General features: G+C 43.3%; 16 protein-coding genes. 5 read left to right on the plus strand and 11 right to left on the minus strand.

The features are described 5' to 3' along the window. Nucleotides 1–97: 97 nt before the first annotated feature. The 3 genes from gloA2 to ACFGVS_RS10535 form a co-directional block, all read right to left on the minus strand. Complete coding sequence (gene gloA2, locus ACFGVS_RS10525) at nucleotides 98–487, minus strand: SMU1112c/YaeR family gloxylase I-like metalloprotein (RefSeq protein WP_439698575.1); 390 nt, start codon at nucleotides 485–487, stop codon at nucleotides 98–100. A gap of 3 nt (nucleotides 488–490) precedes the next feature. Beyond that, nucleotides 491–2,713 carry a phosphoribosylformylglycinamidine synthase subunit PurL gene (gene purL, locus ACFGVS_RS10530; RefSeq protein WP_439698576.1) on the minus strand — a complete coding sequence of 741 codons (2,223 nt, stop codon included), beginning with the start codon at nucleotides 2,711–2,713 and terminating at the stop codon, nucleotides 491–493. 232 nt (nucleotides 2,714–2,945) lie between these two features. Then, nucleotides 2,946–4,040 (minus strand): hypothetical protein, encoded by a 1,095-nt coding sequence (locus ACFGVS_RS10535; protein WP_439698577.1) that lies wholly within the window; start codon nucleotides 4,038–4,040, stop codon nucleotides 2,946–2,948. Nucleotides 4,041–4,596: 556 nt separating this feature from the next. Here ACFGVS_RS10535 and ACFGVS_RS10540 point away from each other — a divergent pair. Then, a complete protein-coding gene (locus ACFGVS_RS10540) occupies nucleotides 4,597–5,640 on the plus strand; it encodes a cellulase family glycosylhydrolase (protein ID WP_439698578.1) in 1,044 nt (347 codons plus the stop codon). Between the two features lie 171 nt (nucleotides 5,641–5,811). On the opposite strand, the gene ACFGVS_RS10545 is transcribed toward ACFGVS_RS10540, so the two are convergent. From ACFGVS_RS10545 to ACFGVS_RS10560, 4 genes are all read right to left on the minus strand, one after another. Continuing rightward, a complete protein-coding gene (locus ACFGVS_RS10545; protein WP_439698579.1) occupies nucleotides 5,812–7,089 on the minus strand; it encodes a glycosyltransferase in 1,278 nt (425 codons plus the stop codon). Nucleotides 7,090–7,676: 587 nt separating this feature from the next. Beyond that, a complete protein-coding gene (locus tag ACFGVS_RS10550) occupies nucleotides 7,677–7,895 on the minus strand; it encodes a UPF0175 family protein (protein WP_439698580.1) in 219 nt (72 codons plus the stop codon). Between the two features lie 299 nt (nucleotides 7,896–8,194). Next, nucleotides 8,195–8,746: a hypothetical protein gene (locus ACFGVS_RS10555; protein ID WP_439698581.1), complete on the minus strand. Its 552-nt coding sequence runs from the start codon at nucleotides 8,744–8,746 to the stop codon at nucleotides 8,195–8,197. Further along, nucleotides 8,739–9,455 (minus strand): hypothetical protein, encoded by a 717-nt coding sequence (locus tag ACFGVS_RS10560; protein ID WP_439698582.1) that lies wholly within the window; start codon nucleotides 9,453–9,455, stop codon nucleotides 8,739–8,741. Before ACFGVS_RS10560 ends, ACFGVS_RS10555 begins: the two co-directional genes overlap by 8 nt. A 353-nt stretch (nucleotides 9,456–9,808) precedes the next feature. On the opposite strand from ACFGVS_RS10560, the gene ACFGVS_RS10565 reads away from it, so the two are divergent. Together ACFGVS_RS10565 and ACFGVS_RS10570 are read left to right on the plus strand one after the other, a co-directional pair. Next, a complete protein-coding gene (locus tag ACFGVS_RS10565) occupies nucleotides 9,809–10,423 on the plus strand; it encodes a hypothetical protein (RefSeq protein ID WP_090648804.1) in 615 nt (204 codons plus the stop codon). Between the two features lie 7 nt (nucleotides 10,424–10,430). Further along, entirely contained in the window at nucleotides 10,431–10,829 is a 399-nt protein-coding gene (locus ACFGVS_RS10570) for a hypothetical protein (protein ID WP_439698583.1), read from the plus strand. Between the two features lie 226 nt (nucleotides 10,830–11,055). Here ACFGVS_RS10570 and ACFGVS_RS10575 read toward each other — a convergent pair whose 3' ends face one another. Both ACFGVS_RS10575 and ACFGVS_RS10580 read right to left on the minus strand, forming a co-directional pair. After that, nucleotides 11,056–11,883 (minus strand): SDR family oxidoreductase, encoded by an 828-nt coding sequence (locus ACFGVS_RS10575; protein WP_439698584.1) that lies wholly within the window; start codon nucleotides 11,881–11,883, stop codon nucleotides 11,056–11,058. A gap of 143 nt (nucleotides 11,884–12,026) precedes the next feature. Beyond that, nucleotides 12,027–12,422, minus strand: a complete 396-nt coding sequence (locus tag ACFGVS_RS10580) for a hypothetical protein (RefSeq protein WP_439698585.1) — start codon at nucleotides 12,420–12,422, stop codon at nucleotides 12,027–12,029. Between the two features lie 504 nt (nucleotides 12,423–12,926). On the opposite strand from ACFGVS_RS10580, the gene ACFGVS_RS10585 reads away from it, so the two are divergent. Continuing rightward, complete coding sequence (locus ACFGVS_RS10585; protein ID WP_439698586.1) at nucleotides 12,927–13,991, plus strand: alpha/beta hydrolase family protein; 1,065 nt, start codon at nucleotides 12,927–12,929, stop codon at nucleotides 13,989–13,991. Between the two features lie 73 nt (nucleotides 13,992–14,064). After that, entirely contained in the window at nucleotides 14,065–14,619 is a 555-nt protein-coding gene (locus ACFGVS_RS10590; protein ID WP_439698587.1) for a hypothetical protein, read from the plus strand. A gap of 210 nt (nucleotides 14,620–14,829) precedes the next feature. Here the strand turns inward: ACFGVS_RS10590 and ACFGVS_RS10595 are convergent, their stop codons facing one another. Continuing rightward, a complete protein-coding gene (locus ACFGVS_RS10595; RefSeq protein ID WP_439698588.1) occupies nucleotides 14,830–15,426 on the minus strand; it encodes a hypothetical protein in 597 nt (198 codons plus the stop codon). Further along, entirely contained in the window at nucleotides 15,427–15,597 is a 171-nt protein-coding gene (locus ACFGVS_RS10600) for a hypothetical protein (RefSeq protein WP_274212464.1), read from the minus strand. It abuts the gene before it with no gap. Between the last annotated feature and the right edge of the window lie 76 nt (nucleotides 15,598–15,673).

Consider the following 15,673-nt stretch of genomic DNA (forward strand, 5'->3'; position numbering starts at 1 on the left):
ATTAGAATAATTTTAAAAGCAAATTCGAGAAATTCTGAAAGTCTTTTGTCCGAATGTCAAATCTTGATACTTGATACTTACTACTTGATACTTACCATTATCCCTCATACAGCTCCAGCGGCAAGGCATCCGGGTCTGCAAAGAAGGTAAAGCGTTTACCGGTAAGTTCATCCACCCGGATAGGTTCTACCTCTACCCCCAATTCCTGCAGATGTAATACGGACTCGTCAAGGTTATCCACCTCAAAGGCTAAGTGGCGCAGGCCGGCAGCTTCAGGATGCGACGGACGTGGAGCGGGGTGTGGAAATGAAAAAAGCTCGATCTGGTAGCGGTTGCCCACTTCCAGATCAAGCTTGTATGATTGGCGTGCCTCGCGGTAAACCTCGCGCACTATTTTTAAACCAAGTATCTCGCTGTAAAAATGCTTCGACTTTTCGTAATCGCTGCAAATGATGGCGATGTGGTGTACCTGGTTAAGTTTCAGCATTATTTATTCGCCTAAAATGGAGTGCAATACGTTGCTGTGTACCATTTTTACGTCGGTAACGTGGCCAAACAGTTCTTCGTCTACATTCAGGAAGCCGTTGTTTACGGTACCCAGCAGGCTAAACTCAGTTTCGCTGGTGGCCATAAACTCTACAAAGCGTTCCTGCTCTTCGGGTGCTACGGTTACTACTATCCTACCTTGTGCCTCGCCAAAAAGGAAAGCATCTTTACGGATTGCCGCGTCTGTTTCAATATCAAAGCCCAGGCCGTTTGGCATGGCAGCTTCTAATAAACAGATATATAAACCACCGTCGGCCACATCATGGCAGCTTTCCAGCACGCGGTGTTTGATGAGTTCTTTAATGGTTTGCTGGGTAGCATACTCTTTTTCGATATCGAAATAAGGAGCCGGGCACGCGGTAATTTTATGCCATGAGGCCAGGTATTGCGATGACGCGATATCGTTAACCGATTCGCCTATCAGGTAAATCAAGTCGCCGGGTTGTTTAAAATCGGCGGTCATGATGTTTTCGGTATCTTCCATTACACCCAGCATACCTATTGTTGGTGTTGGGAATACCGAGCCACCATCGGCCGACTGGTTGTAGAAACTTACGTTACCACCGGTAACAGGAGTTTCAAACTTGCGGCAGGCATCGCCCATACCTTTAATGGCGCTTACAAACTGCCAGTAAACTTCGGGGTTGTAAGGGTTACCAAAGTTTAAGCAGTTGGTAATAGCAACCGGCTCGCCACCTGCGCAAGTAATGTTACGGGCTGCTTCGGCAACGGCAATGGCAGTACCGGTGTAAGGGTCGGCGTATACATAGCGCGAGTTACAGTCGGTTGTTAAAACGATTGCCTTGTTGGTATCCTTAACGGCCACAACGGCTGCATCGCAGGCCAGGTTGGCTGTCATGGTTTGTACACCTACCATGCTATCGTACTGGTCGGTTACCCAACGTTTTGATGCTAAGTTAGGATGGGCAGACAGATGCTCGGCAACTTCAACCAAATTGGCAGGCTCGGCAACATCATCTATGTTAAATTTCTTATTCTCGGCAAAGTAAGCAGGCTCGCGGTATTCGCGTTCGTAAACCGGGGCACCACCGCCTAACACTAAATCGTCGGCAGGTACATCGGCAACTTTTTCGCCATGCATGTAATATTCTAAGCGTTGGGTATCGGTAACCTCGCCAATAATGGCGCAGTTAAGGTCCCATTTATCAAACACGGCTTCAACTTCTTTTTCGCGGCCTTTGTGCACCACAATAAGCATGCGCTCCTGCGATTCTGATAGCAGGATCTCGTAAGGCTTCATATTGGCCTGGCGGGTTGGTACCAAATCCAGGTCGATACGCATACCGTGCTCGCCTTTGGCGCTCATTTCCGAGTTGGAGCAAATGATACCGGCGGCGCCCATATCCTGCATACCTACCACGGCACCGGTTTTTATAACTTCTAATGTAGCTTCTAACAATAGTTTTTCCTGGAACGGATCGCCTACCTGTACGGCAGGTAAATCGTTCACAGAATCTTTACTGATATCTTTAGACGCGAAAGCCGCGCCATGAATACCATCCTTACCTGTAGCCGAACCAACTATGTAAACCGGGTTGCCCACACCGTACGATGTTGCCGAAACGGTTTCGCCCGCCTTAACAATACCGGCCGACATGGCGTTTACCAATGGGTTTACGTTGTAGCAATCGTCAAAAAACAATTCGCCGCCCACGGTTGGGATACCAAAGGCGTTGCCGTAATGGCTGATGCCTTTTACCACACCCTTAACCAGCCACTGGGTTTTCTCCAGTTTAAGGTCGCCGAAGCGCAGGGAGTTTAACTGTGCAATGGGCCTTGCACCCATGGTAAAAATATCGCGGTTAATGCCGCCCACGCCTGTTGCCGCGCCCTGGTAAGGTTCAAGGGCCGACGGGTGATTATGTGATTCTATTTTGAAGGCGCAGCCAATGCCGTCGCCAAGGTCAACAAGGCCTGCATTTTCTTCACCTGCTTTGGCCAGCATACGGTCGCTGTCTTTAGGCAAAGTTTTTAGCCAGGTGATGGAGTTTTTGTACGAGCAGTGTTCGCTCCACATTACCGCAAAGATGGATAGTTCGGTAAAGTTGGGCACGCGCCCTAATATCTCTTTAATACGTTCAAATTCTTCGGGTAGTAAGCCTAAATCTTTGGCGGTTTCAACGGTGGTTAATTCCTGGTGCTCCAAGGTAATATTGTTTTATTTTGAAAGGATGCGCAAAATTAGGAAAAAAGGTGGAAAGGCGAAAGGTAAAAGGCGAAAGGTTTCAAGGTGCGGGAATTGATCAGTTTTAAGCTTCGCTCAAGACACTTTTATACTACCCCATGCGTTTCAACACACACTGCCCAACAAGTGCAAAGGCATGGAAAGGTTTCTCCGCCACAACGGAAAATACTTTTAACAGCAGGTGGTATTATCACTATTTATATTCTAATTTTCTTACCCTGTTGTTTCCGGTATCCATAACAAATACAGTCCCGGTGTTGTCAACAGCAATACCGTACGGAAATTTGAATTGCGCCTTTGTACTGTCTCCGTCTTTATAGCCCATTTGTCCGGTTCCTGCAATAGTTGTAACTACACCATCCGGTGTTATTTTCCTTATAGCGTGGTTGTCGCTATCGCTAACCCACAGGTTCCCCAGGGCATCACAAGTCATGCTGCTAATAGTGTTAAATTGAGCCTCGGTCCCCTTACCATCTTTAAAGCCAATTCCTCCTGTTCCTGCAAAAACACGCACATTTCCAGCCTTATCTATCTTCTTAATAAGGCAATTGCCATTCCCTGTTACAAATATATTACCCGATGTATCCACCGCTACCGCATACAAATAATGGTAATTTGGCAATCCGTCGGATGAGAAACCTGTATTATCATTTAAGTTGAAGGTAGAAACCGTACCGTTGGGTGTAACCTTGCGCAGAACAAATTTATCGTGATTATCGTAATCGGGTAAAATGATATTGTCCTGGTTATCTATAGCCATATTGCCAATAATATTAAACGCCGCCTGAGTGCCCACACCGTCTAAGTAATTAACAGATAATGACCCTGCAAAAACAGCGTTAACAGAAGGCGACACTATCTTCCGTATCAAACTATATTCAATGGTATATAAATTACCTTTACTATCACGTACCAGGCTATAAATATTACCAAAAGCGGGATCTGGGTTCCCGATATTTTTGCCAATAAAAGTAGTAACATGTCCCGAATAAGTAATCTGCCTAATGCTGGCATTTCCCTGGTCGCCTACAAAAAGGTTTCCATGATTGTCTGCAATAATACCCTGGGCATTACTGAATTGTGCCTGCGTAGTATCTCCGTCTTTAAAACCTGCCGTAGCTGATCCGGCCACGGTAGAAACGATCCACTTTTTTGAAGGCGTGGTTGGATTGATAGCATCAGATGGCTGCACATTATCAAGAGCATGCTTATCACATCCGCTAAAAATGAAAGCAAAAATCAGCCCGAAAAAAATTTGTTTATAGATAGTAGTGGATCCTATTGTCATAAGCTTAAGGTATGGGGCTAAAATAAGCAAAAAGCCGAAAAAACGATGGCTATTTGTATAAATACCGCCGCACTATGTGTGAATGTTTGCCTGCCTGCTTGATATTTACCGCGAAAACGACGTTGGTTGTATTAAAACGATCTAAAGGCAGCAAGGCGCCACCAACAGCGCAAAGGCAGGCACGCTATGCCATGCACTTTCAGACTTCCCGACTTTCGAAGGTTTCAGACCTCCGGGCCTTCGAGCCTTCCCTACTTTACCCACGGCATTCCCTGCGGGCCGGGCTCACGGGCTATGGAATTTGCAGTTAAAAAATTTAGGGACAGAAAAAAACACGCAAATGCTTAGTTTACCCCCTTACAATGCTGATTAAGCCAGTCATTATATTGCACATTGCCATCTACCTTAGCCTCACATTATAAACCAACCAAAACTTCCTGGTTCTGATTATCAACTATTGCGTACTAACCAATTCCGTAGCCTATGCTTTGACGGCTTTACGGGATATATGCCAAATATGCTTGCTAACCAACCAATTATAAACCAAAAAAACCAAATGAAAAAAACATTAATTTTCTTATGTTCCATTTCTGTTTTTTGTAGTTGTACAAAAAACACTGCCGACCTGACACCAGCGAACTCATCGGCGAATGCCAAACCAACAAGTTCGGCAACCACAATGGCGGTTGGAGCTGCCTCCATAGCCGGTGTAAACTGGGCCGATGGCCGCGATAACTTTGTGGATGGCTGGGTTATCCCATCCGGTTTAACCGCTTCCGACAGTTACAGCACGGTTAATGCAAAAGCCAATTCAATATTATCGGGCTTTCAAACCAACATGCCGGGCGTCAATACAGTAAGGTTACCTATTAATTATCCCAGTGTATCCCAGTCGTGGTGGAGCGCTTATACCGGCGCCATAGATGCAGCCCTTAACAAAGGAATGAAAGTAATTATATGTTGCTGGGATAGCGCGTCGGCCAACGACGGATTGATAGATAACATGACCAATTTTTGGGCCATGTGGCAAACTGTAGTTAATAAATATGGCAGCAACAGCAACGTTTATTTCGAGGTGTTTAATGAACCGCACGGCTACAGTTTATCCAGTTTAACAACCATCTATGCGCAGTGGCTGGCTAATTATCCCAGCGTTGCAAAAGGCAGGGTGTTGCTAAGCGGTACTGGCTATTCAGACAACGTAACCGGGGTTGGCGCCGACAGCCGCTTTACCAGCTGCCTGCTTTCATTGCATAACTATGCTTATTGGTCAACACACTCTACCGCTGGATGGCAAACCGACTGGCAAAACAGGTATGGCAGTTATGGTTCAAGGACTGTAGTTACCGAATTTGGGGCAACAATGAACAGTGGTAAAGATTACCAGAATGGTTCACAATCCGACAATGAGATTGCTTACATCGTAGGATCGAGTAATGTATTCCGGAACAATGGTATTGCAAGCGTTTACTGGCCTGGCCTGAGAGACAATGATAGTTACAGCATCCAAACAAGAGGCGGAAGCGGCAACAATATCACCCTCACCACTGTCAATTCTTCCGGCGTCTTCCGCGTTCGTTACGGTTGGGGACTAAACTAACCGTTTTTACAATTTACCTTTAATATATATTCAAGAATATCGTTAGCAAGACAACCAATAAGGCCGCCTCATATGCAATTATGAGGCGGTTTTTTATTTCGGGCTCTTCAATACCTACTTGAAAAGAAACTTTAAAGCCGTCTGCCATGTATAAAACTATGTAGATTGGGCTTAATTTCCGGTAACTGCTTCATTAAAGTACTTTTCAATTTCGTTCACCGCATTTTCAAGTCCTTTTTCATTCCTTATTTGCCCGCCAATAGCTGCCGCATTGTTCCTTACTTCGTTGATTTGAATTTTTGATAGCGCCGAAATCAGCTTATCGGCATCGAGCTTTTTAACCGGGATATGCACCCCGAATTTCATCCGTTCGGCTATTTTGCCCCAGGTTGGCTGGTCGGTGTAAAACGAAATAATAATTACCGGCAAATTGCTACGCAGCATAGCCGCCAGCGTACCCGCGCCGCCGTGAAACACCCCAGCTTTGCATTTTGGTAATACAGCCCCGTGGTTTACATATTTTGCTACAAACAGGTTTTTATGCACCGGTAGGTTTTCGAAAAGCGACCAGCCTGTACAAAACAAAACCCGCTCATTGGTTTTATTTAAAATGGTGTTTAAAATGTTTATAAACTTTTCGGTATTGCCAACACCGTTACTGCCAAAGCCAATGTATATGGGTTTATCACCTTGCTGTAACCAATCATTTAATGTAGCCGGGGTTTCGTCCCTAAACTGGCCCGGTATTTTTTCTTCAGGAACAGTTAAAAAACCGGTTATTTTATGGTTATCATCCCAATCTTTAGGTTGCGGAATCAGGCTGGGGCTTAAGCAATATAAGTCGAGTGGCTGTTGCTTGCCAATATAATCTATAAGGTTTACCTTTAAAATGGGCAGGCCTAATTCTTGTCTGAATTCGTTGGTCTCTTTCTTTACAAACTTCCAGAAAAACAGGTGCGCCAGCTTATAGGTAAGTTTATTATACCAGGGAAAATTCAGGAAATCAAAATCGCCCAAGGGGAATTCAGCTGTAGGTACAACCGGCGGCATAAAATAGGTCAGCGCAATTTTTTTATGTTGCTTTTCTGCAATCGCGCTGGTAATGGGCAGCGTTGCTGCATTGGCTATAATAAAATCTACCTGGTTAATTCCTTCTATACAGCTTTTGCGTAAAGGCCCCCTTATTTCATGAAGCGCTTTAAAAAAGTACTTCATCAGCTTAATGGTATTCTCTGTTTTTAATACGTTCTGCCCCTCCGGCGAATTCATCATTTCCTCGGCATTTCCATACAGCGGATGAAAGGCAAGGCCAAAGCCCTCCACCAATTCCTTATAATTTTCTGGCGCCGCAATAATTACCTGGTGTGTTTTTTCGCTAAGCCCTAAAGCCAAAGCAATATAGGGCTGTATATCGCCCCGTGTTCCGTAAGTAAAAATCCCTATGTTCAATTGTGGTTGGTTTATTTACAAAGGAACTGATACAAAAGGATTTCTTTTGGTAATTGGTAAAAAATTAATGGGTGATATGAAGTAATCAATAGGCCTGGAATGAGGACGCTAACTTCTCCCCCAGCGGGGGAATAGCTTTGTAGCAAAAAAGCAAAAATGAAGCTCCGTGCCAGAGGTACGGAACCTTAATAACATTGCGGGAACGGCGCACTGCCAAGAAACCGTTTCTACACCCTGCAAATCATTTTTGACTTTTAACTTTTGAATTTTGACTTTAACAATGGCGTTCCCTGCGGGCCGGGCTTTCTGCTCATACGCCTGCAGGCATTACGCTCATTGGCCGGTATCCGCGCCAATCCCTAACGCTTTTGTCTGAATCAGAATTTTCAGAATTAAAGAATTAACAGAATGAAAATTGAATACTTCCGCTGGCTTTTTCCATTTTAGCGTCTTGTGCGTTTGGAGTGGGCGGCTGACTTGTGATATGGGACATTTTAGCGCAAGTCTTGTGCGTTTGGATGTGGGTGGCTGACTTGTGATATAAAGAGCTGATAAAGCAGCTGGTATCGGTAATAACAATAGTATTTTCAGGCATGATCCAGGTCGGCCTCAACACTTGGGTCAAGGTAGTTTACGCCAAAATTGATCAGGATTTCAACAAAATCCCATTTTTTCATTCCGCATATTTCGGCAGCCTGGCTTAATGATAGTTTGCCAGCCTCGTACAATTTGGCTGCAATCAAACGCACGGTTTCATCATGCGCTTTTTCCAGCGCATCAGGAACCTGTATTGTAATCGTAGTCATACTATAAAGATCAGCATTATTCAAATTAAAACGTAACATGTTTTATCAGAAGCAGGTTCCGTCCCCCCCTCCAACAACGGCGCGGATTACTGGTAAAGCATAAGACCGATTTCCTGGCTCAAAAACCCCGTTTCGGTTAAAAATATTAACCGCCAGTGGTGTACCACCCCGTACCAGGGTGTACCAGGGCGTACCACCCCGTACCAGGGCGTGTCATCCCGTATCAGGGTGTGTCACCTTGTACCGGTACAGTACACATTAACGCTAAAACTGCCTCATTCCAGAAAAGTTCTCCAATACTATCCTTTATCAATCTCGCTAACCCGTATCGAAAGGATTCCGAATGCAAACGTAAGCGACACGAAAATCAGTTGATATATTAGTAAAAACAGCAGCATGCTATAGTTTAACATGGCCGATGACGACGACTGGATAACCGTGCGTACATCGTCACGGCCCCACTCCCTTATTAAGTTGGCTTTACTGCCTGTTTCCTGCAGCCCCTGCCTAAGTTCGCCCTGGGGCCATACCGGGAAAAATACGGGCTTCGAATCCTTATACCCCACAACATACTGGGTAAAAAGGAACAGGTAAAAAAACAATGTAAGCCCAAATGTTACTATCGAAACTATAGCTAAAAGATTGATGGTTTTTACAGAAAGGGATTTGAAATAGCCGGAGTTGAACCTCAATATTAAAAGCGTAAATACGCCAAAGGATTCTATAATGCCACAAAACAGGTATTTTGAACTATCGGGCGGTACACCAATATTGCTTAAAAGCACCGCCAAACCCGGAATGGTTGCAAACACTCCCGAACCGGCTTTTAAAATAGTTTTCCATTTATTCATTTTGAAAATCTACAGTGACTTTTTGAGTTGGTTCTATATCCATCGGCCTGGTATAGTGCGTACGGGTAAGAAATTTATTGCCCAGCTTAAATACCACTGTATAAACAGTTTCATCAATGGTTACAGCTGTATTTGTTTGATCGCTATCCACCATGTAATCACTCAACAAACCGATATGATCTTGCCACGTGGTGTTTTCAAATTTGCTCTTCCAAATTCTGTGCGGTATTAAATATACGCTGGCTTTTTGCGGCTGCGATTGCAGCGTTAGTTTTATCCGCATATTAATACCGCCATATTTAACAACCTGCGTCTCGCGCCCCCACCAAACAGCCCAGCAGGTGAGCATTTTATGCTGATTATAAATTTTTCGGGGGATGCGCACCTTAATTAAATAACCAACAGAATCTTTATCTATTACCGTTGCCAAATCATACCAGTTTATTTCGGGGGTATTATATGTAAGGGCAAAGCCTTGAAGCGTGCCTGCAGCTTTTATCTTAGATGTAGGGTTTACGTGTAAAAAGGCCGTTATCACCGAATCTTTTTTAAGCGTGCTATCGGGCGAGTTAACCCATTTACTATAAATTGAATCTAACTGACCGGCATAAAAACGAAGACTATCAGTCTGCGAAAAACCCTTTAAGCTACACATGAGCATAAAGACCAAAAAGATAGCAGCTTTTTTTAAAACACATTGCAAACTCATACTAACAGGCTTAAGAGGGCACAGATTGACTGGCATTTTAAAACGGAGAAATTAAAATACCGGCAACTTATAACAGGCTGAATATTAAACTAATATAGCAGATAAAAAGAATATGTGCAACCCATTTTTCCGCAGGTGCTTTAATTTCGGCCGGCACAGGATAATCTTGCCGGGGAATATCAGTATAAAGTGTAAAACATTATTTACAATAGTTTACATTTCATTTACAATAGTTTACAATTTGCGATACAATAACTTTATTTTAAAGAAATTCATTTACCTGAAATTTAAATAAGCTTTACATTTAAATAAGTTTTTTCAAGTAGCAAATTAAGGTTGTAACTCGCATCGACATGACCATCGGCTCGCTTATCTACACAATACTGCCAATATTTGGGATGATCATCATTTTGCTATGCATGGCTATGTACCGGTGGGGAAACCAGGCAAAACTGATAGAAAAGCAACACTTTGGGGGCTATGGCCTGCAACTCGACATTTCGGTGATAACGTTATTTATATTAATTGCGGTCCTCTCCATCGCTGTTAGTGTTTTCTTTTATTATAAATCAACAGACAGCAAATTAACAGCTTATGAAACAATGATTAAAAGAATGCAGCTGGACAGTATAAATACTAAACAAAACACCTACGAAACCATCACCATTTTAAAATCAAATTTTTTCTGCTACCGGTTTAAATTAAAGGACCTTCCAAACGGCGTGCCCCCGGAGGTTTCTTCATTAAAGTTTACTTTTTATAAAAACTATAATGACGTTCAAAATGGCGTTGAGCTACCTGTTAAACCATCGGGGCAAGGTTATAAAGTAACTTTTTATTATACTAACGAAGATTTTCAGGATGCCTACCCTAAAGTAGTGCTGGAAGATACGAAAACAAAAAAAAGATGGGTGTCGCCTACATTTAACCCAATAACTCCTACTGTTGAACTGATCCCAGAAAATTGATTGCGCCATGAAAATTGTATCAATTTTGTTTCTCCTATTATTAACCTTGCCCGAATGTTGGGGACAATCTCAGCCCGGACACTTTGACAATGAGTACAAAGAGTATAGTACCAACAGAACCGATTATAAAAGCTGGAAGGTTTTTGTGATAGGCAACCCGCAATTTATAAAATCAATAAAACAAATTGATTATACCCTGGATGGCACTTATGGGCAGCAACATATTGTGGTAATAAACAACGGTGATAATCCTTTTTTTACCATGTGTAATAAAGGTTGGGGAGAAATTTATATAAAAATAAGAATCAGCTACAATAACGGCTTAGCAGATACATTTGAATCGTACCGGGTAGATTTGACGTCGCCTAATAAGCGAAATATCAATTTAATTTGCAATGACAGGTAATTTCTGTACTTGAGTGCCGCGCCCCAAGATTTGTACACCAGTATGTTTTTATATGGTTATAAAACGCAAACTCCCGGACGTAGTTAAACACGCGGGAGTTGGGTATTTATTACGCTGCATGGTGTTTACTTATCAACGGGTTATCCCCATAGTTATAACAGCCGCAGAAAAAAGGCGTTCCTTTGCCGGGAGGATATACGGATCACGGGGTTCCCGGCCAATATCGCTATTTCGGAGCAAGGTCGCCGTACCAATAAGCAGCTGTTACACCGCCATCCATCAAAATGTCGCTGCCGGTAATGAAGGCTCCGTCTTGCCCCATAAGCAAAGCGCCTACGTTTCCAACCTCGTCGGGAGTCCCGGCTCTTCCTACAGCGGAGATATCGATCATTTTGCGATAACCTTCGCCGCGGGGGCCGCTTAGTTCATCCTTAGCCAGTGGCGTAATAATAATTCCGGGGCTAATCGCGTTGATCCGCGCACCACGTTTGCCCCAAGTTACAGCTTCGGCCATTACGCGCAGTGAATTCCCTCTTTTGGATAATTGGTAAGCATGTAATGAATCTTTAACCTGGGCAGGTTGTAAAAAATCTAAAGAAAGTAATTCGTCTGCAGGTGTGGTTGCCAACGCCTTATCCTGTTCAGGAGTTAATGCCGGCAAGCGGTGCCCCGACTGGGAAGCGATGACTACGCCGGATCCGCCGCTGGCTATCACTTTGCCAAATTCTTCCAATACGACAGCGTTGCCATAAAGATCGACATGCAGTATCGTTGAAGGCGATGCCTGTGACGGCGAAACACCGGCGGCTTGTATCAATCCGGTTATGCTGCCGATTAATGTCGCTTTTTCAACCAACGCCTGGATAGACATACGCGACGAAATATCGACCGTTGTGGTGCTTACCTCAAAACCTGCCTCGCTCAACACTTTGGCGGCAGCATCTCCATTCTCTTGCTTCAAATCGGCCAGCAAAATATGCTTTCCGGCACTAACCCTGCGTGCAATAGCCTGCCCTATGGAGCCTGCGCCAATTACTACAATTACATTCTTCATAAATATATGCTTGTTTATGTTAATTATTACGACACAAAATTCCTACCTTTTTTTATTGAATGTTATACGAATCATCATCTCCGGCTTCTAACCACCTCCCTTTGTTAACGTTGATCCATTGCTTGCCGGCGTACGGCAATGGGTTACAATGCAGGCGCGCCATATATGCCATATGCATGTTTTTCCCAAACCTTTAACGGGACAAGTTTATCATGCTCAAAATCGTCGTAATAAATGGCGTAAGTACCTGCATTCACCCTAAACCTATAGTGGGCAAACAAATGATCATTAGCATCGTCGCACACCGAAACATTGTAATACTTTTTGCTTAAAGTAGGCGTGCTTTCTATATAAGCTTTTAACGTTCGCTTCTCTTTAGCATGTTCTGCCATATATATCCTGGCCCTTACAATCTCAGGTAACGAGTTTATCAGTTTTAAAACCTTCTTTTCACGCTTACTTGTGCCGATAGCGTCCTGGGCTTCTACCCCGGTTATAAACAACGTTAAAATGAAAAGGGATACCAGTAAACGTTTCATCAATATTTTTTGATTAAAAATAGCTTTTTGTTTCAGTATGTGATGAGAATTTTGATTCCCGGACAGAGAAATCCCTTTTACACTTTTTCATCTACAAACGGTTAACCTTTAAACGATAATACACTTCCAAGCTGCCTCGTGGAGGCTATCTGTTTGTAGAAAACAAATAGTCAACCCTTTTTTGCTCCTTAAGAGTTATCTTTCTTCAGGGTCAACTTTTAAAAGTGATTTCCCTGAATTCCCGGCACCTCGTTTTTATTTTGCGTGAATTTCACCCCCGCTTTTTACAGCTTCGCCCTTTTTACACTTTGCTGCTGCCCCTAAAAAAACATCTTTGCATCATATAAACAGGTATAAAGCTTAATAAGACTGGAAAATGGAACAGGAACCCAACATACCGCCGGTTCGCATCCCTTTTTCGGAAGTTTAGCGCTATTTGTAAAACTCAGGCCTTGTTTTAAGGCTATGCATCTGAAAAAAGGTTTAACATTTAACAACCAGCCGATGAAAGCGATCCAAAAAATGAAAAACATTTTATTTAAAACCATGCTGCTGCTTGTGATATTGCCGGCGTGTTCAAAAAGCGGTGACACTACCAAGACCCCGCCGCCGGATGACGACCTGCAGGGACCTATTTCCCGGCCGGCATCAGGATACGGCGCTGACGGCACCTACCAGGTTGCCGAAATCAGTTTCGCCAATCCCGAATACGCGGGCACCAGTGTAACCATCTTTTACCCGGCCGGTATCAGCACGCCCAGGCCAACCATATTTTACTCGCATCCCTATGGCGGCGAAAATAAGGAATACAACCGCGGCCTGTTTGAATTCATTGCCAAAAAAGGCTATGTAGTAGTGTTTGTTCCGTATGCAACAAACGATATCAGCGTCGATCATCGCTACTATACCCTGTGGGCTGGCTTTACCAAAGCAGCGGCAGATTACCCTAATATTATAGATACCAAAAAAGTGGGCTTTATGGGGCATTCCTTCGGCGGCGGAGCCTCCATAGGCCTGGGCTATAAAGCTTTTACCCAAAACGGTTGGGGACAAAACGGGCGTTTCCTGTTTACGATGGCGCCCTGGTACAGCTACCAGATTACCCAGGCCCAATTGCAAAGCTTTCCGGCCAATACTAAAATGATAAGCCAGGTTTATGATGAAGATGTGATTAACGACCACCGGCTGGCCATCGATATTTTTAAAAACATCAATATAGCCAATAGTGAAAAGGATTTCTATTACCTGAAACCATCTACAGTTGCCGGTTACAATTATACCACGTACCACACGCTGCCCAATTCAAGAAACGCGTATGATGCTTATGATTACTATGGGGTATACAGGCTACTGGATGCGCTGATTGATTACAGTTTTAACGGCAGCACTGCCGGCAAAAACGTGGCGTTGGGTAATGGCTCAGCCGAACAGGTAACCATGCCGGGCTATAATGGTCAATTTATGGTCCCGCTTGAGGTTACCGATAACCCTAGCCCCAAATACAGCCAAAGTAAATATGAGTTCTCTTGCGGAAGCTCAACCAACCCAAGAATCACTAACTGTAATTAGCAGACAACCACCAAAAACACCATACCCACAAAAAAACTAAAATCAATATATTATCAACTACAATAAAATCACTATGAAAACAAAATCGTTATTCGCCATGCTCTCTGTTTCACTGCTTGTATTTGCCTGTAAGCCCAAAAACGGCGCCGGTGAAGCTAATGGCAAAACTGATAGTACAGTTAAACAAGATACCCCGAAAGAGACTGTGGCCCACGCTGATGCGCCGGCCGGTAACAGCCCCAAAACGTACACCATATCGTTTACGCCCGATAGCGCCCTACTTGGCAAACAAAAAGAAGCAAGCATAAAAATAAGCCCGGTAAGCGCAACCGACCTAAGCGACCCCGACGGCAAATCGGAAGGAATTGAAATGACATTTAAGATTACGATTACCAATAAAAATAAAATTGGCAGTAGCAGCGTTGGTGTTTCACCATCAGATTTTAGGTTGGTGCTTGATAATAATACCTCCATATCGCAAACATCCGGAGGTTATGTTTCCGCCGAGGCCGAATCTACAAAAGAATCAAACGAGATAACTTACCGTTTGCCAAACGGCACTAAACCCAAAACATTGAATTTGTTTTATGACGAAACAAGGGCAGCGGTAGGTGTGAGTTTAAAGTAACACGGGCGTTATAAATGCGCATGCTTTTAATATCGAACACTGAAAGTAATTTTCGGTGTTGGACATTCGAAATTCAGTGTTCGATATTATTGGTGCTTCGTTTTTGGGATAGGGTTGCAAAAGCCAAAGAGTTTTTACGCAAACTCCCTCTTCCAGACAATTTAACAAAGAAAGAAGCATCCATAAAAACGATAAAGAAAAGAAGTTGGCTCAAAAGCACATCCTACCTTTTAAAAACGGTTTCAGGTTTTTACTAAACCAATCCGGACTATCATCATGAATAATAAATTGGTTGGTTTCTTTCTCGTAGTTAGCCACCAATATCAATTCACCATGATTATTTGAATCCAGCAAAACCAATTCATCAATCATATAAAAATTGCTTTTCAATAAGGGAATTGTATTGGCGTACATCTCACGGATAACTTCGGGCTTTACCAGGTGCCGGCCACTTTCATACCGTTCCTTAGCTCTTGTCAGGCATAAATTTATATCGTCGGTAAAAAACAATATTACGTGAAGTTTATTTTCGTGCCGGAAGTTTTTTATTGAAAGTATATATTGATATTGATGGCTATATCCAAGATTTAGCTCGAGTGCAAAATCCTCATTCCGAATCAGTTTTTGACGTATCGTGTTTCTCACACGATGAATAGAATATTCGTTATAGTCGACATATCCTTGTGCTTTGTATTTAAAGCGCATTTCATCCTCGTTCAAAATATCCAATTCAGGATCAATGAACTCATCACCGCTGGTGCTTTTGCCTATCCCTGGCGGACCGGCAATAATATAAATAGCCGACATTTATCTTAAAACCTTGGTGCTCCCATCGGCATACTCCGCTATAAAATCCCCTCCTTTTTTATAAACCATAGGTTGGCCTATTGAAAAAAGATAAGCTTTTGCTCCCTTTTGCATACTGCTAAGCCACTCCCCGCGCTCGGCAGGAGTCATCAACCAGGGCTTCTTTGTCATTTTGCCCTTTTTAACCATTAATTCTAAAGGAATATCCTGCTCCATCGCAAATTCAGTATATTCAAAAATACAAAAT

It is taken from the genome of Mucilaginibacter sediminis, from assembly GCF_051903035.1.
Classification (GTDB): Bacteria; Bacteroidota; Bacteroidia; order Sphingobacteriales; family Sphingobacteriaceae; genus Mucilaginibacter.